The 23,599-nt window shown below is 66.5% G+C and carries 13 protein-coding genes and 3 pseudogenes; 10 read left to right on the top strand and 6 right to left on the bottom strand.

Annotated elements, in window-relative coordinates:
• The gene (locus tag ABD287_RS10870) at positions 1-3,690 is read right to left on the bottom strand and encodes a nitrate reductase subunit alpha (RefSeq protein ID WP_344171859.1); all 3,690 of its coding nucleotides are present in this window, start codon (positions 3,688-3,690) and stop codon (positions 1-3) included.
• A 265-nt stretch (positions 3,691-3,955) separates the two neighbouring features.
• Here ABD287_RS10870 and ABD287_RS10875 point away from each other — a divergent pair, with 265 nt between their 5' ends.
• The 3 genes from ABD287_RS10875 to ABD287_RS10885 are packed head-to-tail and all read left to right on the top strand — an operon-like array spanning position 3,956 to position 6,044.
• Positions 3,956-5,188 carry a molybdopterin molybdotransferase MoeA gene (locus ABD287_RS10875; RefSeq protein WP_344171929.1) on the top strand — a complete coding sequence of 411 codons (1,233 nt, stop codon included), beginning with the start codon at positions 3,956-3,958 and terminating at the stop codon, positions 5,186-5,188.
• Positions 5,185-5,793: a molybdenum cofactor guanylyltransferase gene (mobA, locus tag ABD287_RS10880; RefSeq protein ID WP_344171861.1), complete on the top strand. Its 609-nt coding sequence runs from the start codon at positions 5,185-5,187 to the stop codon at positions 5,791-5,793. The genes ABD287_RS10875 and mobA overlap by 4 nt, the downstream gene beginning before the upstream one ends.
• The gene (locus ABD287_RS10885) at positions 5,790-6,044 is read left to right on the top strand and encodes a DUF6457 domain-containing protein (RefSeq protein WP_344171863.1); all 255 of its coding nucleotides are present in this window, start codon (positions 5,790-5,792) and stop codon (positions 6,042-6,044) included. The genes mobA and ABD287_RS10885 overlap by 4 nt, the downstream gene beginning before the upstream one ends.
• On the opposite strand, the gene ABD287_RS10890 is transcribed toward ABD287_RS10885, so the two are convergent.
• On the bottom strand, positions 6,011-7,762 hold the full coding sequence (locus ABD287_RS10890) for an AIPR family protein (protein WP_344171865.1): 1,752 nt from the start codon (positions 7,760-7,762) through the stop codon (positions 6,011-6,013). The two genes, ABD287_RS10885 and ABD287_RS10890, sit on opposite strands and share 34 nt — an antisense overlap.
• 210 nt (positions 7,763-7,972) lie before the next feature.
• Between ABD287_RS10890 and ABD287_RS10895 the strand changes: the two are divergent.
• A pseudogene (locus ABD287_RS10895) lies at positions 7,973-8,473 on the top strand (transposase); the annotation flags it as partial.
• 29 nt (positions 8,474-8,502) lie between these two features.
• Here the strand turns inward: ABD287_RS10895 and ABD287_RS10900 are convergent.
• Complete coding sequence (locus ABD287_RS10900) at positions 8,503-10,044, bottom strand: ISL3 family transposase (protein ID WP_344171931.1); 1,542 nt, start codon at positions 10,042-10,044, stop codon at positions 8,503-8,505.
• 89 nt (positions 10,045-10,133) lie between these two features.
• On the opposite strand from ABD287_RS10900, the pseudogene ABD287_RS10905 reads away from it, so the two are divergent.
• The 5 genes and pseudogenes from ABD287_RS10905 to ABD287_RS10925 form a co-directional block, all read left to right on the top strand.
• A pseudogene (locus ABD287_RS10905) lies at positions 10,134-10,406 on the top strand (transposase); the annotation flags it as partial.
• A gap of 55 nt (positions 10,407-10,461) precedes the next feature.
• Positions 10,462-12,570, top strand: a complete 2,109-nt coding sequence (locus tag ABD287_RS10910; RefSeq protein ID WP_425565597.1) for an ISAzo13 family transposase — start codon at positions 10,462-10,464, stop codon at positions 12,568-12,570.
• Between the two features lie 3 nt (positions 12,571-12,573).
• Positions 12,574-13,032: pseudogene (locus ABD287_RS10915) on the top strand (transposase); the annotation flags it as partial.
• Between the two features lie 221 nt (positions 13,033-13,253).
• Positions 13,254-13,493, top strand: coding sequence for a transposase family protein (locus ABD287_RS10920; protein WP_344171869.1), 240 nt, complete (start codon positions 13,254-13,256; stop codon positions 13,491-13,493).
• A gap of 82 nt (positions 13,494-13,575) precedes the next feature.
• On the top strand, positions 13,576-14,040 hold the full coding sequence (locus ABD287_RS10925; protein ID WP_344171871.1) for a transposase family protein: 465 nt from the start codon (positions 13,576-13,578) through the stop codon (positions 14,038-14,040).
• Between the two features lie 125 nt (positions 14,041-14,165).
• Here the strand turns inward: ABD287_RS10925 and ABD287_RS10930 are convergent, their stop codons facing one another.
• On the bottom strand, positions 14,166-15,305 hold the full coding sequence (locus tag ABD287_RS10930; protein WP_344171873.1) for an ISAs1 family transposase: 1,140 nt from the start codon (positions 15,303-15,305) through the stop codon (positions 14,166-14,168).
• 641 nt (positions 15,306-15,946) lie between these two features.
• Positions 15,947-16,315, bottom strand: coding sequence for a scabin-related ADP-ribosyltransferase (locus ABD287_RS10935; RefSeq protein ID WP_344171875.1), 369 nt, complete (start codon positions 16,313-16,315; stop codon positions 15,947-15,949).
• A gap of 463 nt (positions 16,316-16,778) precedes the next feature.
• Between ABD287_RS10935 and ABD287_RS18535 the strand changes: the two genes are divergently transcribed.
• Positions 16,779-17,087 (top strand): helix-turn-helix domain-containing protein, encoded by a 309-nt coding sequence (locus ABD287_RS18535; RefSeq protein ID WP_486352061.1) that lies wholly within the window; start codon positions 16,779-16,781, stop codon positions 17,085-17,087.
• A gap of 258 nt (positions 17,088-17,345) precedes the next feature.
• Here the strand turns inward: ABD287_RS18535 and ABD287_RS10940 are convergent, their stop codons facing one another.
• Positions 17,346-23,594 (bottom strand): RHS repeat-associated core domain-containing protein, encoded by a 6,249-nt coding sequence (locus tag ABD287_RS10940; protein ID WP_344171877.1) that lies wholly within the window; start codon positions 23,592-23,594, stop codon positions 17,346-17,348.
• Between the last annotated feature and the right edge of the window lie 5 nt (positions 23,595-23,599).

The raw sequence follows: 23,599 nt of genomic DNA on the forward strand, positions 1-23,599 counted from the left end.
TCAGTACTCCACATCCTGGGAGCGGCGACGGATCACGGTGACCTCGTCGCGCTGGTTGCCGGTGGGTCCGAGGTAGTTGAAGGCGAATGACAGCTGGGCGTAGCCGCCGATAATGTGGGTGGGTTTGATCAGCAGTCGGGTGAGCGAGTTGTGGATGCCGCCGCGCCGCCCGGACGCTTCGGCCTTGGGCACGTCGATGACCCGCTCCTGCGCGTGGTACATGTAGACGGTTCCCTCGGGCATCTTGTGGGTGACCACAGCCCGGGCAACGACGACGCCGTTGCGGTTCACCGCCTCGATCCAGTCGTTGTCCTTCACGCCGATCTTGCCGGCGTCGGCTTCGGACATCCAGATCGTCGGGCCGCCGCGGGAGAGCGTCAGCATGATGAGGTTGTCCTGGTACTCGGAGTGGATGGACCACTTCGAGTGCGGCGTCAGATACCGCAAGGTGATCTCCACCGCGCCGCCGCTGCCGAGCCGGGGCTCGCCGAACAGCTTGTGCATGTCCAGCGGCGGGCGGAAGATCGGCAGCTGCTCGCCCAGCTCGGTCATCCAGTCGTGGTCGAGGAAGAAATGCTGCCGACCGGTCAGGGTGTGCCAGGGCTTGAGCCGCTCGGTGTTGATGGTGAACGGCGAGTAGCGCCGGCCGCCGGTCTCGCTGCCGGACCACTCCGGGCTGGTGATCACCGGCACCGGACGGGCCTGGGTGTCGGCGAACCGGATCTGCTTGCCCTCGTGCTCGCGGGCCAGATCGGCCAGCTGCCGTCCGGTGCGCTTCTCCAGGAAGTGGAAACCCTCGGTGGCGACCCGGCCGTTCGTGGTCCCCGACAACGCCAGGATCGCCTCGCAACAGCGGATGTCGGTGTCCAGCCGGGGCCGTCCGTCGGCGACACCGCCGTGTGCCTCGCCGTTCAGCTCGCGCAGCTGCGCGATCTCCGGCCGCACGTCGATAGTCACGGCCTTCGTCGTCGTGCCCAGGGTGTCCAGCAACGGTCCGAGGGCGGCCATCTTGTCGGCGATCGCGCCGTAGTCGCGTTCGACCACAATGAACTTCGGCATCGTCACACCGGGCACGGCCGGCGCCTCGCCGGTCTTCCAGTCCTTGACCACGCCGCCCGGGGTCGCCATCGCGTCGGGGGTGTCGTGCAGCAGCGGGGCGGCCACCAGGTCCTTACGGACGCCCAGGTGCTGGCCGGCCAGCTTCGAGAACGCCTGGGCGATGCCGTGGAAGGCGGCGAAGTCGGTGCGGGTCTGCCACGGTGGATTGATCGCCGGGGTGAAGGCGTGGATGAACGGGTGCATGTCGGTGGTGTTGAGGTCGTGCTTCTCGTACCAGGTGGCCGCCGGAAGCACGATGTCCGAGAACAGCGTCGTGGAGGTCATCCGGAAGTCCAACGACAGCAGCAGGTCGAGCTTGCCTTCGGGCGCCTCGTCGTGCCAGACGACGTCCTGCGGCCGCTTGTCCGGTGGCGACTCAGTCGCCCGCAGCGAGGCGTCGGTGCCGAGCAGGTGCCGCAGGAAGTACTCGTTGCCCTTGGCCGACGAGCCGAGCAGGTTCGCCCGCCAGACCGTGAGCACCCGCGGCCAGTTCTGCGGGGCATCCGGGTCGGTGTTGGCGAACGTGAGGCGGCCGTCCACCAACGACTGCGCCACGTGCTCGGCCGGGTTGTCCGGGTTCGCGGCCAGCGCCTCGTCGGCGACGTCGAGCGGGTTGCGGTCGAACGTGGGCATCGAAGGCATCCAGCCCAGCCGGGCCGACTGGGCCAGCAGATCGGCGGTGTGCCGACCGGCGAACCGGCCGTCCCCGAGCGGCGAGGCGAGCGCGCCGGCGTCGTACTGGTCGTAGCGCCACTGGTCGGTGTGGGTGTACCAGAACGCGGTGCCGATCATCTGCCGCGGCGGGCGGGACCAGTCCAACCCGAACGCCAGGTGCGCCCAGCCGGTGACCGGCCGACATTTCTCCTGGCCGACGTAGTGCGCCCAACCCCCGCCGTTGACGCCCTGGCAGCCGGTGAGGGTGGTCAGCGCCAGCATCGCCCGGTAGATGGTGTCGGAGTGGAACCAGTGGTTCGTCCCCGCCCCCATCAGGATCATTGACCGGCCGCCGGAGCGGTCGGCGTTGTCGGCGAACTCGTGCGCGATCCGGGCCACCGCCGCGGCCGGCACGCCGGTGATCGGCTCCTGCCAGGCCGGGGTGTACGGCTCGTGGGCGTCGTCGTAGCCGGTGGGCCACTTGCCGGGCAGGCCCGGGCGGGCCACCCCGTACTGGGCGAGCATGAGGTCGTAGACGGTGGTGACCAGCCGGCCGGCGACTGTCCTCGTCGGCACGCCCCGGCGCAGCACGCCGGGGGCGTCGGTGTCGAAGCGCGGCAGCGAGATCTCGGCGGTCTCGCCGCCCTCGCAGCTCAGCAGGGGCGAGATGTCGCCCAGGTCCAGGTTCCACAGGCCCATCCCGGACTCGGAGAACCGGTCGCCGAGGGCGCCGTGCGGCACGGCCGGGGCGTCGGACGCCTCGTCCCAGACCACCGGACGGAACTTGGCCTCCTTACCCTCGCCGCGGCCGCCGTCCTCGCCGCGGGGGGCCAGGTCAGCGGCGGTGAGGAACCGGCTCGGCTTGAAGCCGCCCTGGCCGTCGGCCTCCAACGACACCAGGTACGGCAGGTCGGTGAACTTCCTGACGTAGGCGTCGAAGCGCTCGGTACGCCGGTCGACGAAGAACTCCTTGAGGATGACGTGGCCCATCGCCATCGCCAACGCCCCGTCGGTGCCCGGCTGGGCCGACAGCCACTCGTCGGCGAACTTGACGTTGTCGGCGTAGTCCGGCGCCACCACCACGACTTTCTGGCCCCGGTAGCGGGCCTCGGCCATCCAGTGCGCGTCGGGGGTTCGGGTGACCGGGACGTTCGAGCCCCACATCATCAGGTAGGACGCGTCCCACCAGTCGCCGGACTCCGGGACGTCGGTCTGGTCACCGAACATCTGCGGCGAGGCCACCGGCAGGTCGGCGTACCAGTCGTAGAACGACAGCATCGTGCCGCCGATGAGGGAGACGAACCGGGCCCCGACGGCGTGCGAGACCATCGACATTGCCGGGATCGGCGAGAACCCGGCGACCCGGTCCGGGCCGTACCGCTTGATCGCGTGGACGTGGGCGGCGGCGGCGATCTCCAACGCCTCGTTCCAGCTGATCCGGACCAGTCCGCCCTTGCCACGGCCCTGCTGGTAGCGGCGTCGCCGCTCCGGATCGTCCTGGATGTCCGCCCAGGCCGCGACCGGGTCCACCAGCAGGGCCTTGGCTTCGCGGTACATCTCGATCAGCACACCGCGGGCGTACGGGTACCGCACCCGCGTCGGCGAGTAGGTGTACCAGGAGAACGCCGCGCCCCGGGGGCAGCCGCGCGGCTCGTACTCGGGGCGGTCCGGGCCAGCCGTCGGGTAGTCGGTCTGCTGCTGCTCCCAGGTGATGATGCCGTCCTTGACGTACACCTTCCAGGAGCAGGAGCCCGTGCAGTTGACGCCATGGGTGGAGCGCACGACCTTGTCGTAGGCCCAACGGTCCCGGTAGAACGTATCGGCCTCCCGGCCGCCGATCTGATACAGGGCGCGTCCGTCGGGTGACACCTGCGCCCGCCTGACCAGGCCTCCCACCGCGAGCAACGCCCGTCCTGCCCGATCCGCGGTCGCTGTCATGCGCGCTTCCCTCATGCTCTGCTCGGTGGCTGTGCCTGTGTCGCTGGCGCAGCATCAGCCTCGACGACCGAAACCTGCCCCACAGCTGCCCTACGCCACTGTCCCGGCTCCCTAAAGGCCCCTCACACTGGTGACTTCCAGCCCTAGTGACTGGACGGTACCGCGCCCCACCGCAGGTCAGCGGGCATTCGCGCCGCGCTCTCACGTCCGTGCGGCGCAGGGTTGCCAGTCACGGTCGGGGCTAGACTGCGGCGCTGTGAGCCACCTGTCCTCTCTCGCCACCGCCGCCGACCCACGGCCGGTCGCCGGGCCGTCCAGCTGGGACCAGGCCCGGCAGCTCGCGCACGCCGCCGGCCAGGCCGCGGCCATGCCGGTGACGCGGCTGCCACTGGCGCGGTGCGCCGGGCTGACCCTGGCGGCGCCGCTGGCGGCACAGGGGAACCTGCCGGCGTTCCGCACCTGCTGCATGGACGGCTGGGCGGTGCGAGGACCCGGCCCGTGGCGGGTGGTCGGCCAGGTTCTGGCCGGCGCGTCCCCGGCGGCGTTGACCGTGGACGGCACAGCGGTCCAGGTGGCCACCGGCGCTCCTGTGCCGACGGGCGCGACGGCGATCCTGCGCGCCGAGGACGGCGTTCTCGTCGACGACCGCGTGCACGGGGCGCCGCGGACGCGTCCGGAATGGCGGGAGATCGGCGAGGAGACACGCGTCGGCGAACTGCTGCTGCCCGCCGGCGTCGAAGTCACGCCGGCGGTGTTGGGCCTGGCCGCGGCCAGCGGCCACGACGACCTGCCGGTACGCCCGGCGCCGTCCGCGGCGGTGCTCGTCTTCGGCGATGAGCTGCTCGCCGCCGGCCCACCTGCGGGAGGGCGCATCCGGGACGCGCTGGGCCCGAGCGTGCCAGCGTGGCTGCGGTGGCTGGGCGCCCGGCCCGACCAGCCACCGCAGCCGCTGCCGGACACGTTCGACGGGCACGTCGCGGCGCTCGAGGGGGCGCTCACGCGAGCCGATCTGGTGTGCGCTACCGGCGGCACCATGCGCGGCCCCGCCGACCAGCTACGCCCAGCCCTGCTGGAGCTGGGCGCTGAGCTGGTCGTGGACTGCGTCGCTGTACGCCCCGGCCACCCGATGCTGCTGGCCCGGCTGCTGGGACCGGCCGGGATGGTCCGATTCGTCGCCGGCCTGCCCGGGAACCCGCAGGCGGCGGTGGCGGCGCTGGTCACCCTGGTCGCGCCGCTGCTGGCTGGCCTGCGTGGACGACCACTGCCGGCGGCCCGGCGGGCGGCGCTGGGCGCGCCGGTGCCCGGGCGGCTTGGCGGGACGGCGCTGCTGCCGGTCCGGTACGACGAGGACGGGTTGGTGAGGCCGCTCCCGCACACCGGTCCGGCCATGCTCAGAGGCCTGGCCGAAGCGGACGGGTACGCCGTGCTGCGCCCCGGCGCCGGGACCGACATCGGCGACACCGTCCCGGTGCTGCCGCTGCCCGGCGACGGCCGATGATCGACGGTTTCGCGGCGGTGGTCCTCGCCGGTGGAGCCGCGCGCCGGATGGGCGGGGCGACGAAGCCGGCGCTGGATATCGGCGGCGAGCCGATGCTGGCGCGGGTCCTGGCAGCCGTCACGGCAGCCAGTCCGCAGGTGATCGTCGGGCCACCGGAGCTGCCGGTTCCGCCCGGGGTGACCCTGACCTGTGAGTCACCGGCCGGCGGCGGCCCGGTCGCCGGCCTGGCCGCCGGCCTGGCGTTGGTGAACGAGCGCGTCTCCGGGGCGCCGGGCGCCTGCCAGGTCGCCGTCCTGGCCGGTGACCTGCCGCTGCTGACAACGGCCGCGGTGACCCTCCTCCAATCCGCGCTGACCGAGCGCTACGACGCCGCGGTCTACGTGGACGCCGCCGGACGACGGCAGTGGCTGTGCGCGCTGTGGCGGGCCGACGCCCTGGCCGCAGCCCTGACGGCGCTGCCCGCCGGACCAGCCGGGGCGTCGATGCGGGAGCTGTACGCGTCGGCCCGCTGCGCCGAAACGACCTGGTCGGACCCCGGCCCACCGCCGTGGTTCGACTGTGACACCTACGACGACCTGCGACAGGCCCGGGAGTGGCAACGATGACGACGCTCGACGAGTGGACCACCGAGGCGTGCGCGGCGCTGGGACTGACCCCGGCCGACGTCGACACTGGCCTGGTGCTCGACCTGGCCCGTGACGTGGCGCACGGCGTGCTACGCCCTGCCGCCCCGGTCACCACCTACCTGCTGGGGGTCGCTGTCGGACGTGGCGCCGACCCGACCGCCGCCGCGGCGGCGCTAACGCGGCTGGCCGAACCAGCTCAGCCGTCTCGATCGGCTGGGTCATCCAGTTGACCGATTAGGTGCTGGACAAACTCTGGCCCCTTGGCGATCTTGTCGTTCGGGTTCCCGGTACGGCCTTTGTGCTCGGAGTATGCGTGCCGGACGAACGCGAGGGCAGCAAGCAGATCCACTCCGGAAAGTGACGTGCCAGCCGTCGCCAAGCGACCAAGCTGCTTCGGGGAGCGAACTGGGCAGCCCATTAACTTTGCTGTTGCCACCATAGCCAGATGAAAACGATAGTTTGTTCTATCCGCGACATCCATTTCAGCAGATTCCGACGCAAGGAAAGAGTCGACTTCTTTCTGCGCCCGGGCCAGCCACAAATAGATCTCTACGGGAATTTCCTTAGAAAATATTCGCCCATATTCCTCGTCGCGCTTGAGTAGGCTTGACGGCCGCGCTCGAGAGTTGTCTGGACGACTCAACCCCATCGCCATAACAGCCTGCGCCAATAGAGGAATGCTGACGATTCGCTCCGCGCTCCGCCCGTTATTGCGGTAGAAATTCTTCCGTCGGTCATAGTACCAGTCATGGGCAAGAAAATATGCCTCGATATCCCGTTGGATATCATCGGTGGCACGCAGCGATGCAGCAGGTACCGAGGTCTGCCGGTTTGTCGCACGGATAACACGATCTCGCGTCGCCAAATCATCACCAGTTACCAGGATACGGACCAGCACAGAGCGGTCGAACGCCGGATGGTCAACTGGCGCTGCCCTAAGGAAATTGAAGATAGTGTGCGAGGATTGCAGGCCATTAACTACCTGAACATCGTCAAGGCAATACGTTTTACCCACTGCGGTCGCCTTGGAGCAAACGATAGTAACGCCGTTGTTTAGCCACCAGAACTCAGGGCCGGTCGGGTTCTCCAACGATTCTCGGATCTCACGGTTCACCTCGACATCGCCCTGGTAGTCACGGACATTCCAGTCGAAAATATGACGCCGCAGCAATCCGCCCTCATCTGTCAAGAATGTCCGATAGTCCCGAAGCTTGACGAGAGCGACGTGACTGTTGCCACTAGTCGCATTTTCCTGATAAGTCAATTCGGTTGTGTACGACGGGACCGCGTTTGCCCGTCGCCAAAGTTCAGCAGCACCAAGAAACTCAACATTACCCTTTGCACCCGAAATCACATCGGCTAGTTGGGCTTCTAGGTTTCGGGCCTTGATCTCCACCTTTGCATTTATTGCATTTGGGCCGACGGCGCGACCCCGCGTCGCGTACACAAAATGAATCGTCACCTTTGGGTGCTTTGTGGCCAACGCCTTGAGGGCCTTCCGGAAGAAGCCCGTGCGAGAGACAACGCCCTGCGAGTAAAGCTGGAGGAGATCCGCCTCGTTTTCAGACAGACTCAACAATCGCGCGAGAGCACTCGCAGCCTTGTCGATAGTTGTCTCGGTAAAGGACACCTCGCGCTTCGCCTGCACCAACCAGAGTTCAAGATTGATGCCGCTTGAATATTTGACTGCGGAGAACCCGGCTTGCAGTACGTCGCTATCCTCGGATAGGAGGGCCCCATCAACAAAAACATAAACAGCATCTATGGCCCCGTCGTTACTACCTCCAATAACACCGTCAGCAATTTCTTCTTGGGATACCTGTCGCGCGGTTAGCGCCTGTTCCGCAGCGAAGAGTTCGAAGGCCTCGTCCTCTCGTATCGGGACGGTCCGCTCGTTCTGTAGCTGAACCAGAATTTGATCTAGCAACACCTGTTCGTTGTCGGCCACGGACGAAGTGTAAGGCAATTTCTCTCGTCCCACGTGCCGCGCAGGGTCTGTAAGAACAACGGTGTTAGCCCCTGACCGAGGGATTGACACCTGATGACGACGATGATGGCCGTGGCGGATACTGCCGCGGTGTCTGAGGACGAGACGACAACCCAGCCCAGCGATCGCTCCGCCACCGTGGCCGGTGTGGACACCACGGCGGTCAAGCAAATGGTGGCCCAAGCCCGGCAGCAGGGCCTGCAGCTATCCGGCGAGGGTGGGCTGCTGCAGCAGCTGACGAAGATCGTGTTGGAGTCGGCGATGGAAGGTGAGATCACCGACCACCTCGGCTATGACAAGCACGACCCGGCCGGCGCCGGCAGCGGGAACTCCCGCAACGGCGCCCGGACCAAGACCGTGCTGACCGACGTCGGGCCGGTGGAGATCGCCGTGCCCAGGGACCGGGCCGGTAGCTTCGAGCCGACGATCGTCAAGAAACGCCAGCGGCGCTTGTCCGGGGTTGAGGACATGGTGTTGTCGTCGTCGGCCAAGGGTTTGACCTGCGGTGAGATCTCCGCCCACCTGGCCGAGGTCTACGGAGCGGAAGTATCCCGGCAGACGATCTCCACGATCACCGACAAGGTGATGGACGGGATGACCGAGTGGCAGAACCGGCCCCTGGACCCGGTCTACCCGGTGATCTTCCTGGACGCCATCCACGTCAAGATCCGGGCTCTGTCGCTGATCTTGTGATGATGAGGTCAGTGTGCGAGGAGGATGCGTTTGCGCAGGAGGTCGAGCTTGGCTCGGCCGTACATTTGGCGTTTGAGCGTTTTAATGCGGTTGACGTTGCCTTCGACGGGGCCGGAGCTGTAGGCCATGGTGAGGCCGTTGCGGACGGCGTCGAGGTCTCGGATCATGTGGCGTGCGAACGAGGCGAGGGCGGGGAGCTCGTTGTCGCTGGCCACGGCGGTGATCCACTCGTTGAGGTGATGGCCTTGGAGCCCGGTGAGCATGCGGGCGAAGCCGCGGACGTGACCGACGAGACGGTCTAGGGCTGGGGTGCGGTCGCGGATCTCGCGTAGTTTGCTGGCGTCTTTAGGGTCGAGCCGGTCCGGATGGGTCATGATCCACTTGGTGGTCTCGCGCACTGATGGTTGTTTGGGGCCCGGGACGGGCTTGAAGCTGCGGCCGTGTCGGTAGCGGCGTAGATGGCGTTGGACGGCCAGTTCACCGCCGGGGTAGCCCTGCTGCTTGATCTCTCGGAACAAGGCGGTGGCGTTGCGTTCCCCTTCGTTCCACCGTTTGTGCAGGTGAGCCACGTATTCGTCGACCACGTGGGCGCGTTGGTGGGTCTTGACCAGCAGCGCATCGACGGTGGCCGCGTTGGCGATCTTGCGGACGGTGGCCTGATGCAGACCGAGCTGGCGGCCGATCGCCGATAGTGTCATGCCGGTGGCCCGCAGTCGGTGGACGTCAGCGTGCTGCACCCGGTAGCGGGCAGCGATCTTCAACTCTGGCAGGGTTTGAACCTGCTGCGGCTCCACCGCATGATCCTCGGCTACCGCCGTGGGTGGCGGGGTTAGGGAGCTGCGCACCGAGATCAGCGTCCTTTCGACCGCTTCGCCGAGGTTGCGCCACAGGTGGAACCGGTCGGCGACCTGGACTGCGTTCGGGGCGCCCTGGCGGGCGCCTTCGCCGTAGCCGCTTGCCCGGTCACGGCAGATGACCTCCACCCCGGGGTGGGCGCGTAGCCAAGTAGCGAACCCGTCACTGTCACGGCCGTCGATCACATCGACGGGCCTGCGACTCTGCATGTCCACCAGCACAGTTCCGTAGCGGTGTCCCCGCCGGAACGCGAAGTCATCGACTCCCAACACAGGGACCGGTCCTGCAGGCGGGTCCGGCAAAGCTCGGACCCTGCGCAGGAGGGTGTCCTTGCCTACGGCGGCGCCGAGGCCGGCTGTCAGCCGGGCGCCCGCACGGCCAGCCAACGCCAACCCGACCGATACCAGCATCGCGACCGCCGGCGGTGTGAACCTCGCAAACGCCGAGGTCAACCCCTCGACCTGCTCAACGAACGTCACCGTCACACAACTGTTGTTACGGCAGCGGAACCGCCGTACCAGCAGCCGGATCCTCACCGCCACACCGCAGACCGCGGCGTCTCGCAGCAGCCGCCGATACCGGCCATGCACCGCCACCGACTCCACAGCGCACCCCGGACACCTCGCCGTCGCCGCCCGAGACCGCGCATCGATCGTCAATCCGTCAACAGACCGCTCAACCCGTTCGATCGCCACCCCCGCGAGGTGAGGCAACAAATCGTCGGTACTCCACAAAGTACACAAAGACGATCATCGCATCAGCCCCTGATCACAAGATCAGCGACAGAGCCAAGATCCGTGACGGGAAGGTCGCCAACCGGCCCATCTACGTCGCGATGGCCGTCACCGTCGACGGGTGCCGCGACATCCTCGGCTTGTGGGCCGGCGACGGCGGGGAGGGCGCCAAGTTCTGGCTCCAGGTCCTCACCGAGCTCAAGAACCGGGGCGTGGAGGATGTGTGCATGGTCGTCTGCGACGGCCTCAAAGGCCTACCAGACGCCATCGCCGCCACCTGGCCGGAGGCGATCACCCAAACATGCATCGTGCACCGGAGCCGTCAAGAAACAACTCGTCGCTTCCCGGTTGAGTCCTCGTTGGACTGGCGTGGCGGTTCTGGATGGTTTCGGTGCTCAGCTCGCCGTGCGGTTGGACGCACTGTTGCCTCACCTGAACGAACGGCAGCGGCGGTTGCTCTTCGGGGTCGAGGCCCGGCTGCTCGGCCACGGTGGGATCCGTGCGGTGGCCCAGCTCGCCGGGGTCAGCGAGAGCACCGTCCGCCGGGGCGTGTCCGAGCTGAAGTCCGGCGCCGATCCGATGCCGGCTGGGCGCGCCCGCCAGGCGGGCGGTGGCCGTAGCCGCGCTGAAGAGCGTGATCCGGGACTGGTGCCGGCGTTGCTCGCTTTGGTGGAGCCGGACGAGCGGGGCGACCCGTGCTCGCCGCTACGGTGGACGACAAGATCGCTGCGCCATCTGTCCGCCGAGCTGGGCCGCCAGGGCCGGCCGGTCTCGGCGATGACGGTCGGGCGGCTATTGAAGGCCAACGGGTTCAGCCTGCAGGGCACAGCCAAGACCCTGGAAGGAGATCAGCACCCCGACCGCGACGCCCAGTTCCGGTATCTGAATCAGCAGGTCAAAGAGCATCAGGCCGCCAGGCAGCCGGTTATCAGCGTGGATGCCAAGAAGAAGGAACAGGTCGGGCTCCTGCCGATGTCCGGGCGGGAGTGGCGGCCGTGCGGGCAGCCGATCCAGGTCGAGGACCACAGCTTCTTCGCCGGCCCACGCGTGGACACGGTCATCCCTTACGGGATCTACGACCTGACCGCGAACACCGGCTGGGTCAACGTCGGAGTCGACCACGACACGGCCGCGTTCGCGGTCGCATCGATCCGGGCCTGGTGGTACGCCCGAGGCCGACTGGACTACCCGCACGCCACACGTCTGCTGATCACCGCGGACGCCGGCGGGTCAAACAGCTACCGCTACCGGCTCTGGAAGGCCGAACTGGCCGCGTTCGCCGCCCAAGCGGGTCTGACGGTCACGGTCTGCCACTTCCCGCCGGGCACCTCGAAGTGGAACAAGATCGAACACCGGCTGTTCTCTCACATCACCACCAACTGGCGAGGCCGCCCACTGACCAGCCACGAGGTCGTCCTCAACACCATCGCCGCGACCACCACCCAGACCGGGCTGCGGGTCGAGGCCGTCCTCGACCACGGCGCCTACCCGACCGGAATAGCGGTCAGCCGCGACCAGCTGCAGGCGCTGCCAATCACCCCACACGCCGAGCACGGCCAATGGAACTACAGCATCGCCCCGACCGGCGCCAATGACACCGCGCCGCCGCGCGCCGACCAACGCGCCACGGCCCGCACCCAAGCCCTGCAAATGCTCACCGACCCACGGCTGACCGGCATGACCACCACCGAACTCGACAAGCTGCGAGCCGGGCTGGCACCGGCCCAGGCCGCCCGCAGCGAACAGCACCGCTACGTACTGCGCGGCGGCAGACGCGTCGCCACCACCGGCCGCAGCCGATCACTGCTCTCCGACGCCGACGAAGTCCTGATCACCGTCGTCTACCTACGGCAAATCTGCCCGCAGAAAGTCCTCTGTGACCTGCTCGGGATCAACCCGGTCACGATCGGGCAGGCCATCAAGGCCACCCGGCAGCTGATCGACGAACAGAAGATCAGCATCACCCCGACCGTCGTGCGCTACTTCACCCACGCCGACGACCTGCGCGCCTGGACCACCAACGCCGGACCAGCCAACCACCCACCCACACCGCCGGCCCGCTACCGACTGACCGACCCGCGACTGACCGGCATGAACCGCGAAGCCCTACACACCCTGCTCGAAGAACTGATCGTTCCCTACGCCGCCGCGATCGAGCAACGCCGCCACCGCCAACGCGGCGGCGACCGGCGCCTGGGCACCCGCGCCGGGGTCTTCCGACAGAAGATCACCGACAGCGACCGAATCCTCGCCACGATCCTCTACCGACGCCGAGTCTGCACCCTCGACACCCTCGCCGAACTCTTCGACGTCAGCCGCAGCACCCTCTGGAACGCCATCAACGACGTCCTGCCCATCCTCGACGACCGCCGCATCACCATCACCCCCGCGCAACACCGGCACGCCACCGCCATCGACCTGCTCGCCTCCACCGAGCAGCCACCGCCAGGAACCCACGCAGCAGAAAACCGACAGCTTGTTTCTTGACGGCTCCACCTGCTACGCGCCTCGTTCCGCTACGCCGCCCGCCAGCACTGGGACGCGATCGCCCGCGGGTTGAAACCGGTCTACACCGCGGCTACTGAAGCCGCAGCTCAGGAACGGTTCCTGGAGTTCGCCGAGGCCTGGGGACACAAGTATCCGGCGATCGTCAGATTGTGGGAGAACTCATGGGCGGAGTTCGTGCCGTTCCTCGGCTTCGACCCTGAGATCCGCAAGATCGTCTGCTCGACCAACGCGATCGAGTCCGTCAACGCCCGCATCCGCAAAGCTGTCCGCGCCCGCGGCCACTTCCCGAATGAGCAGGCAGCACTCAAGTGCGTCTACATGGCCGTCATGGCCCTGGACCCCACCGGCACCGGCAGACGCCGCTGGGCAGTGCGCTGGAAAGCAGCCCTGAACGCCTTCGAGATCACCTTCGAAGGCCGACTCCGCACCGCCAGCAAGTAGAAGATATCGACCGGCTTACACCGTTATCTTGACAGACCCGCCGCGCATGCTAGGAGGGTCATTCAAAAGTAAGTTGGCCCCGTGGGCCATCACGGTGAGTGACGTTTCGGGTGGCGGGGCCACCACTGCTGGGTGTCTGAATTGGACGCGGCGGCTGGGTTCCGTTAGATCAGTGTCTTGTGTGGAACACGATCGAGGGCCAGCCGCCGCGGGTTGAGCGTATGACGGGTTTGACCTCAGGACAACTCGCCGAGTTGCTCGGGCGGGTGCGTGAGGTGGTGGGTCCGTGGGAGGACCCGCCGGTAGGCCGCCCGCACGTGCTCTGCCTACATGATGCGCTGGTGGCGGTGCTGTTCGGACTGCGCCACAACCTGTCAGATGATGTGGTGGCCGAGGTGTTCGGCTGTTCGCAGGCCACGATCACCCGCTACCACCAGGTCCTGCATCCGATCCTGCGGTGAGTCACCGCCGGTGACGTGGCCCGGCAGCAGGAACGCTGCCAGGAGGCGGCGGTGCTGGTCGACGGGTTCATCGCCCCTGTCGGTGAGCGGGAGGGCTACCACAGCCCTGTTCTCCGGCAAGAAACACCTGTGCGGGCAGAACGTGCAGGTCATCGCGGACCTGCACGGCCGGGTCGTGGACGTGGGCGACCCGGTCAACGGCGCCCGTCACGACGCCGCCGCGTTCAACATCTCCGGGATCGCCGAACGCTGGGCCGGGCACATGGCCGAGGACGGGCCCGGGATGCTCGCCGATTGCGGCTACCAGGGAGCCGGACCAACCACCCCATACAAGAAACCCCCAGGCGGTGACCTCACCGACGTCCGGAAAACCTGCAACTACAAGATCAACCGGCTACGCGCCGCGGTCGAACGCGCGATCGCCCACCTGAAGAACTGGAAAATCCTCAAAACCGGCTACCACCGCATAATGACCGACTTCCCCGACGTCTTACGCACCGTGACCGGCCTAGAAATCTTCAGAGCCACCGCGGTGGGTTTTGAATGACCCTCCTTGTATCAAGACCCCGACCGCTCACGCGGCCGGGGCGGCGGCGCGCTATACCTCACGGCCCGCACGCCGCCCCACCGAGCAACGCAGGAACTGACCTACCCAGGGCTCCGGCAAAGTCGTTAGGTGAGTCCGATTAGGGTGATTGGTCGGTTGTGGTCGCGGGCGGCTTCGCGGATGGCTGCGGCGATGTTTGATTTTCCGGCTTGGCGGTGTAGGGCGATGGCGAGGTTGCGCAGGGTCGCCATCACTTGGGGGCCGTTTCTGGTGCGGATGCGGCTGCGGTCTTCGTCGTAGGTGACGTCCCGGACGTGGTGGACGCGGTTTTCGATCGCCCAGTGGCCGCGGACCCAGCCGGCGATCTGGGCGGGTTTGGCCTGGTGGACGTGTAGGTCGGTGACCGCGTAGATGGTCTCGGTGGACCGTTTGCCGGTGTTGAGGTCGCGGCGGTATCGGTGAATCCGGATGGCCTGGGCGGCTCCGGGGAAGTCGATGCCCTCACCGATGGTGAGGATTCTGTAGGTGCGGATCTCACGCCTGCCGTGACCGGTGTCGGTCTCCCGGTAGGCCACCGGCACCCGCTTCCAAGGCTGGGCGGCGAGTTGGGTTTTCAGACCTGCCTGGTTGCCCTTCACGGTGAAGATCCAGTGCGCGCCTCGTTCGTGCAGGTAGGTGACGTGGTGACGCTGGCAGTGCAGCGCATCAGCGGTGACGACGGCCCCGGCCAGGTCGCTGATCTGGTCCAGCAGGGGCGCGAACATGGGAATCTCGTTGGTCTTGCCGTCCACGTCAACCTGCCCGACCACCACGCCGGTGGCCTGCTCGCATGCGGCCAACACATGCCGGCCAGGGATGTCACCGTCGCGGGACCCGCGTAGCGTCTTGCCGTCTACCGCGTACGCCCGCCGCCCACCGACAGTCGGGGGCGGGAGCTGGCCTTCCAGCCAGCGGCCGACCCGGCCGGCGAACTCATCACCGTCAACCAACTGCAACAGCCGCCGGATCATCGACTCCGACGGCCGCCGCCGCGGATCCAACCCCAGCCGCGCCACCTGCTCATCAGGCAAGTCAGCCACCCATTCAGCCAGCGCCGCATACGAGCAGTAGCCGGCCAGCACCGCGCACGCCACCGCCGCCAGCACCACGACCAGCCGATACCGCACCCCACGACGCTTACGCGGATCCGGCACCCCAGCCAACGCGGCCATCAAACCCGCCGGCTGCGCAGCTACCGCCGCCGCCACGGCATCCCCAGCAGACACGACCGAACAGATAGGCGATGATGACAACGCGGGCATGACACCTCATGACAGATCGACAGGACTCGACACCCAGACGATCTCTCAAAGGGTCATGCCCGTCTATCTACCCACCAACCCAGCGCGTCCACCCCAAACCAACCGAACCCCGGCGACACTCACGACTTTGCCGGAGCCCTGGTGTTGCAGCCGCTCCGATTCGGTTACTCAACGACAGCGCCTTTGCTGGAAATATGGCGTCAAGAGCCCCGGAACACCCTGCTAATTGCGACTTTTTGATCAGCAACTGATACGACTTCCGCACAGTCCGCGGGCGCGAAAATGTCGACGAGGTCCTCGTCGGAAATTGGGCCTTCGGGCGGCAGTAGATACGCAAGTCGGCCGTTGCTCATCTGCCGGGTCATTCCTGACGGGGTCACGTTACTCCTAGCACCCTGACAACACAGCAACAAATTTTTTGATTCCAGTTCGGCACGCACGGAGAGGAGGCAGTCGAACAGATCAACACCAGTGAAGTCCCGAGCTTTGTTTGACCCAATCTTGACTCGAAGCACCGCTGGATTGTCTGAGAGGATGATCAGTTCGACGGGAACACCGGAGCTACCATTTCCGCAGGCAGCAAGCTCATAGTGGTCCGATGACATTTAGCTCCCCCCACGATAGTTGGGGTTCATTACTCGCATGCCGTCCGGCGGGCGACATGAAACAATACACTCGGGAGCAATTCTTCTGGGAACGGCAATTTCGAGCTCATGGGAGAACGGATTGCCAGGGAATTCTTTGTTCACATCGACGCCATCCGCTCGCACCTCGTAAACATTTCCTCCTCGTCCGATCGCCACCTTCTCACTTGTTGCTGTAGCGACATAACCGGAGTCCTTCGACCAGCCGGACGCATGCTCTAGGACGTCCATGTTATCTCCACGCGACTCGAAGCCGTTGGCGAAAATCTCGTCCGGGTCCCGGGTGTCGCTGCGATAGAGCGTTCGCTCACCACAATTGTGGACCAGCACCGGGGTATTGCCGGCTAGTACATGGTAGGTGAACTTGTGCGGGGCGGGTTGACGCTACGTGACCGAAGGACAGCGCGCCCGACCTGGTGTTCTGTAGTTCACGACTGTCCACCGTAGTCTTGGTGACGGCAACAAAGCCGGCAACGCCGCGTGACTCGTTGCGAACAACGTCTGTCCACACCAGAACGGCGGTCCGCGCGGCGGACGGTGCCGCGCGCGGGCAAACCCGGACGCGGCGCCCGCCGCCCGCCGGACTTCCCCGGCACATCCGTCGACCCGAGAGACGTCCGCCCACAGTGGACGACCCGGACGGGCAACGGTGACGGCAACGCCGTGCCCCACAGCCAGACATCGAGCGACTGTGGGGCACCTAAAGTTAGGGTGCCTTTACCCACAGTGGCCAGCTCGAACCATATAGAATCCAGTAATGAGTGCCGAATTCGCCCCGATCCTTCATGGGCTCATGCAGAACCGCCGCTTGTCAGCGAGAGCCGTAAGTCGCGCCACCGGACGAGCCGAGTCGACAATCAATCAATTACTTACAGGCAACCTTTCACCGACCCCTGATATTCTTCGGGAACTCGTGCCCGTTCTCGGATTAGGCTTTGCTGATCTGCTTGTTCTCGCCGGTCTCCCCGTGGAGGCCGAACCAGATGCACGACAGCCGTACCGTGCCACCGAAGAAATAGGCACACTCGTGGCCACTGCCAGCTTCCTCAGGGCGGAACAAGTTGAGTCACTAATCCAAGCGGCGCGGAAGATGAAAGACTAGCTTCTGGCAGCCACGCACTCCCCAAATCATCTTCGGGTGGAGCACTGCAGATCTCCAGAACGACTTGCGTTGTGAAGCACGACTTATGACATGGCGGTCGTGCTGGAGGCCCAGCCGAGCAGCTATAGGCTCGATCCGCTGCCGACCTGCGTTTTCCCGAAGGCATACTTCTTGAAGACACCAATAAAGTTGCCTGCGGGGCCTGTTGTCCATCAACAGGCCCCGCAGAGGGTGCGACACTTGGTAACGGCTTATGGCTTACGGGAACTCAAATGGATCCCAATGCGCGCTCCTGAGGTCGAAGCCGTTTCGTGCGAATGCGCTTCGTATGACGCCTACAGTGCCCGCTCCTGGCTTATAGTGGCCCGAGAAGTTGTCAAATCGAGTGATCATGCCGCCGGGTCCGACATCGAATGTACCCGCCGCTATGACACCATTACCTCGCGAAAGGCTCGTGTGACCCGCTCCCGGCGCAGTGTCCCAAATACTTTCGTGGAAAGTTCGCACTGACTTATCCGGCATAACCACGAAGTGGTGATTTCCTTCAGCCAAGTTACTGCCACTTCTGCCCATTGAGCTCCTGGGAATCCAATCCTGAGGACTGTCGTCTGCGCCATTTCGGCCAGGATGGAAAATCTCGTCGCCGCAGTTGTGGACGAGGATGGGAGTATTGCCGGCTAGTACATGGTAGGTGTGGAGGCCGTCGACGGTCAGGTTGTAGACCTTCGCCCGTGTCGTCCACGTCTTTGCTGCTTTGACTTGTAGGGCTGTCCCGGCCGACGTTCGTACGGACGATCCTGCCTGCAGGTCACCTGCTGGCGCCCACTTGCGGAGCTTCGGTTCCCACATCGGGTGGTTGGTGGTCGCGGTGACACTGCCGCCCTTGCCCGCGCCTACCGACAGCTTGACCAGGTGTTTTTCGCCGAGACGAGCGATCGTCGCTGTGATCGTCCGGCCCACCACCTCGCGGGTTGACCGGGCTTTGGATGGCCCTTTGGGGTCAGAGGCGGCGACCTTGTCTCCCGGCTTCAGGTCCTCGATGCGACGGGTGGACCCGTCAGCCATCAGCACCCGTGTGCCGGCAACGAAGCTGTTGTCCTTGCAGCCTCGTCCCAGCGCGGTTGTGGCTCTGTCTTTGACCTTGTTGACTGCCGCTGCGGCTCTCGCTTTCGCGGCCTTGGCAGCGGCTTCGGCGGCCTCTTTCGCCTTGGCTGCCTTCAACGCCGCTGCCTTGGCCGCCGCCGCGGCCGCTTTGGCTGCCTCGGCTGCCTTCGCGGCGCCGGCGAGGACGGTTCGCGCCCATTTCAGCTCGGCGTAGAAGGTGATGACGGCGCGCCCGGCTTTGAGGATCGCCTCACCGATCTTCTTAGCCTTGACGATCTTGCCCCAGGGCAGAGCCCCGATGACCGCCATGGCGCAGGCGCCGAGGTCGCCTTTGAAGCAGCCAAGGATGTCGTTGAGGCCGAGGACCTCCATGAGGATCTGGCCGCCGGCCTCCAAGACCACGTCGAGGACTGACTTGGACTGCAGTTGTTGCGCCTTGGCAAGGTCCTCCGGGTTCACCCCGGGCAACGCGTCCGGTGGGCTGTCCCCGGCGGCGCCCGCGTTCGTCGCTGGAGTTGACGGGCGGGCGGGCCCGTCGTTGCCCTCTATCGGACGCATGCCGGTCGGGTCGGTGTTGCTGATCGGGTTGTTGTTGCCGTACGCGTACTGGCTGCCGGCGTCGGATGGCATCGGGTCGGTCGCGGTGAAACGCCCGGTGCCTGGGCTGTAGTTACGCGCCCGGAGGAAGTAGTTGCCTTCCCCGCTGCTGGAGTCCTGGTAGGCGCCGGTGTAGCGCAGTGGATTCACCGGCGCGGCAGCGGTCTTCGTGGGCGCTGCGGACGCCGACGGCGCCGGTTGGGTAGCCGCCGCAGGCCGTGGACCGGTACGCGGGTTGCCGAACGGGTCGTAGTCGTAGCTTTCCACGACTTTGCCGCCAGGCGCGATCAGGTCGGCGACCCCACCCAGCCAGTCGTGCACGTAGCTGTGCACCCCGGCTTTGGGGTCGAGCAGGGCGAGCGGGTCGTCGTCGGCCCCGTATACAAACCCCCGCCGCGACAGTTCCTCTCCGCGTCCGTTGACGGTGGTGTCGACGGCGATATGAGGCAGGGCGCCGTTGACGTCCCAGGCGAACCGTTGCGTTGACGGCTGCTGGCCGCTGCCGGTCGTCGCTGTCAGCCGCAGACCGGCAGCGTCATAGGCGTAGTTGGTGGTTCGTCCGCTGACCGTGGCCGATGCGAGGGTGTTGTCCAGATTGTAGGTGGCTGTGCCGGCACCGTCCCTGGTCTGATTGCCGCGCACGTCGTAGCCGTACTCGGTGCGGACCGCCTGCCCGGTCTTCGGCTTGACCGACTGCCAGTTGAGCTGGTTGGCGTCGTCATAGCCGTACGTCGTGACGTCGTCGCCGGCGTTCCCGGTTCGGGTCTGCGACCTGCGGTTGCCGACCTCGTCGTAGGTGTAGCTGATCCGACCGGTTCCGGTGTCGGCCTTGCAGTCGGCGGACGCGTAGCAGGCGGCCTCGACGCGGTTGACCTTGTCGTAGGCGTAGCCGACGGTTTCCCGTACCCCGTCACGGGTTGTGTCGATCCGCTGCGGGTTGCCGACCGGGTCCGGCGCCAGGTCAAACTGGGTGACCGGGGCGGCGGCGTCTGGCGATCCGGATTTGACGGTCCGTACCCGGGTGAGCCGGCCGGCGGTGTCGTAGTCGCGGTCTTCGACCAACCCCCCGGCGGACGCTGGCATCGTCATGGTGTCGAGGCGCCCGGCGGGGTCGTAGGTGTACTTCCACCGGCTGGCGGAGTCGCCGGCCGCGCCACCGGCCGCTTGCACCCACTCGGCCCGGCTGTCGCCGTCGTATTCGGCGGTGACGACGGTCCTGTCGGGGAACGTTCGGGAGGTGACGTTGCCACGGGCGTCGTAGCCGTAGCTGAACGCCTCGGTCTTCTGACCGGCGCTGTCGAACCGGTCGACCGTCGTGATCTGGTCCTCGTCGTCGTAGCCGACGGCCCGCTTGCCTGTCGGGTCGATGTAGTCCCGGACCCGGTCCTTGGCGTCGTAGGCCCACCGGTACTCGGGCCCCGCGTCCCCGAGCTTGCGCGTCTGCCGCCGGTCGAGGATGTCGTACTCGTCGGCCATGGTCCGCTTCTTGCGTTCCGCCGCCGACGGCGTCTCGCCCCGGTCGAGGGTGAGCGTGCTGGTCAGGTTCGAGTTGGCGTCGTAGCCGAACTCGGTCCGCCGCCCCAGCGGGTCGATGCGTGCCGACGGGCGGCCGGCGAAGTCGTACTCCATCGCCGCGGTCTTCGTCCGGCCGTCGGTGACGGACTTGACCTGGCCGTCAGGGTGGTAGCCGAAGCTCGTCTTCGCCTTCGCGGCGTCGATCACCGCCTCGGTCTTGTCGTCCTGGCGGTACTGGTAGTCGGTGGTGTTGCCGCGGGCATCGGTGACCCGGTCGAGCCGGTTGCGGGCGTCGTAGCGGTACCTGGTGACGTTGCCGCGCGGGTCGGTGACCGTCTCCAGGTTCCCAGCCTGGTCGTAGGTGTAGACGGTGGCGTACTTCTTCGGGTCGGCGCCGGAGGCGTTGCCGCGGGGCTCGACGGTGCGCAGCAGCAGACCGTCGTCGTCGAACTCCCACGTGGTGATGCCGCCGACCGCGCTGACGCGCTTGACCAGACGCCCGGACTCGTCGTATGTGGACGTCACACCCACGGACTGGCCGTTCTCGGTGACCTTCGCCTGTCGACCGTTGTCGTCGTACACGACAGCAGTGGCACGGCCGAGCGCATCGGTGACCTGCTCTGCCTGGCCCTTGTCGTCCCGCTTGACCTTGGACGCGACCTTGCCGTACTCGTCGATGGTCGAGGCGACGCGGTCCATCTCGTCGACCCGCGTCTCATGGATGATCTTGCGTTTGTGCTCAGGGTCGCTGGGGTCGGGCTTGGTGACGCGGATGACGTTGCCGTCCCGGTCATAGGTGTACTCGGTGGTGAACTCGGCCTTGCGTTTGCCGTCGTTCTCGTTGCCGCGCGGCGCCACCTCCCGCACCAACAAGCCATTCTGCGGATTGTGCTCGTAAGACGTCACCAGGTCAGGGCCCCGGGGGTTACGGGCGATCATCTTCGCCCGCCGACCGGCCTTGGTGTACTCGAACGCCTGCTCGCGCCACGTCATGGACCCGGCGCGGATCTGCGTCCGTTCCAACAGGCCGGCCGTCGTGTAGAAGTACCAGACCAGTTCCCCCGTGGGCGACTGCGTCGTGGACTTTTGTCCCAGCCCGTTGTAGCTGGTCGACCACACCCCGCCGCCTGGCCGGGTGGTCGAACTCAGCAGATCCGTCGGCGTGTACGTGAACTGCGTCGTGAACTTGGCCCGGTCTCCCGGAGTCGCGGCGCCGCGCGGGTCGATGATCCGGGTACGACGACCAGCCGGGTCGTACTCGTACTCGGTGCGGCGTTTCTTGGCGCCAGGCGCGGTGACCGCCTTGAGCATGCCGAAGTTCGCGTCGTCGTCCGGCTTGCTGGCCTTCGGGTAGTACTCGTAGCTGGTGACCTTGGGATGCTTGTCCTGATAGTCGTACACGGTCTTGGACTTGAGAAGACCGTCGGCGTCATACGCGTAATCGATCTTGTGTTTCTCGGCGTCGGTCGCCGACATCAGCTCATCGAACTCGTTGTGCTTCGCCGTCCAGACCTTCTTGTTCTCGTCGACGAACTTCTCCGGGTTGCCTCGTTTGTCGTACTCCGTAACCGTCGCCGAGTCGAACGGCTCCGGGGCCTTGCGGCGCACCACCCGACCCTCGTCGTTGTAGTTGGTCTGGTGCTGGTTACGTCGCCCGGAGACCACCAAAGACCGGTTCAGCTTGGCGTCGTAGCGGCGGTGGATCACCTCGCCGGCGCCGAACTGGGTCCAGATCAGCGAGTTGCCCCGGTAGCCGTCGCGGACAGCGACCCCGTCCGGATCGGTAGTGGTGGCCACCTGCTTCGCCGCGTCCCAGGCCAGGCTGGTCACGTCCCCGTCGCCGTCGGTCTGTTTGATCACCCGACCCTGATCGTCGTACTCGTTGCGGACGTACGTAGCGAGGTTCGCCCGCCCTGGCGCCGCCCGCTTCCCCGGGCTGAGGCCCGGCGCCGGCACGTTGACCTCGCTCAGCCGACCGCCGTTGTCGTACCGGTACATCCAGTACTCGTTGTTGGGGTCCTTGATCTGCGAGAGGAACATGTCGGTCGAGTCGTAGTTGAACCACGTGGTCCGCATGTCCGGCAACTGGATGGATTTGATCCGACCACGGTCGATCGCCACCCGCGCCGTGCGTCCGCTGGCGTCCCTGATGAACATCGTCAGACGGTTCGGCAGCGGGCTGGTCTGGTACTCGATCCGGATGCCACGCTGGCGGGCGTTGAGAATCGACGACAGCCTGCCCGCGGCGTCGAAGCCGTAGACGACGTTCTCCAACGTCGTCAGCTCCCACCCCGTGGCGACCTTACGCAGGTTCGAGCGCACCCCGGCCGGGCGCGCGTAGCCGTCACCGCTCTTCGGGTAGACGACAACCGCACCGTCGTCGGCGGTCACCCACGCCGCCTCGCCCTTGACGTCCACGCGCATCCCGTACGTCCAGGACCAGCCGCGGCCGAAGAGCCCGACGTTGTCGTTGGCCGAGTTGTAGACACGACCGGACGCGAACGGGATCGCGAACGAGTCCATGCTCATGTCGTTGGTCGTCCACACAAAGGCGCCGGTGCCGGTGTTGAGCCCCTGACCGCGGTTCGCCTGAGCACCGGCCGACATACCGAGCGCGTTGCCGCACAGGCAACCAGCCGCCTGCTCCTTCGGCATCGCCGGCCAGTCCGCGATCACCTGCGGGCGGTTGGCGGCCGACGGCGCGGACACGACAGCCGAGTCGTTCGCCAGGAACGCGGTGAGCGTCACGTAGTAACCCTTGGCGGGGTCCAGCACCCACCCGTCGGCTCTACCGAAATCGCGGCAGTACCCGAGGTAGCCACAGTCCCGGGACTGGGCCAGCTCCGCCGCGGACAGTCGGACGCTCGCCTGGGCGACATCCCCACCGTCCTCGTAGACGGTCGCCTCCCAGAACCTGATGGCGTCAGCCTGCCCGTCGGTGACATCGAAGTACACCGACAGGGAGGTGTCCGCGATGACGAAACCGGGCCGGACGGTCACATTGGTGAACACAGTCGACTGGTCGCCGGCGCGGCGGGCGCTGCCCTTGCCGGCACGGGGCGCCGCCCCACGTTCCTGCGCGGTCAACATGCGGGGCTTTCCCGCCGGTTTCAAAGTCAACGGCATCGGGGACGGCAGCGGTCGTGCCACCCCGTCGGACGGCACGGCGTCGCGAGGCAGTGGTCGTTGCAGCGGTGCCGCGGTGGGGGAAGGGCCCAACAACGGCGGCGGCGCAGCGGCCTGAGCCGAACGGACCGGCACGAGGTTTCCGGCGACCAGAGTCGTCGCCACGAAAC

It is taken from the genome of Pilimelia columellifera subsp. columellifera (genome assembly GCF_039532605.1).
Classification (GTDB): Bacteria; Actinomycetota; Actinomycetes; order Mycobacteriales; family Micromonosporaceae; genus Pilimelia; species Pilimelia columellifera.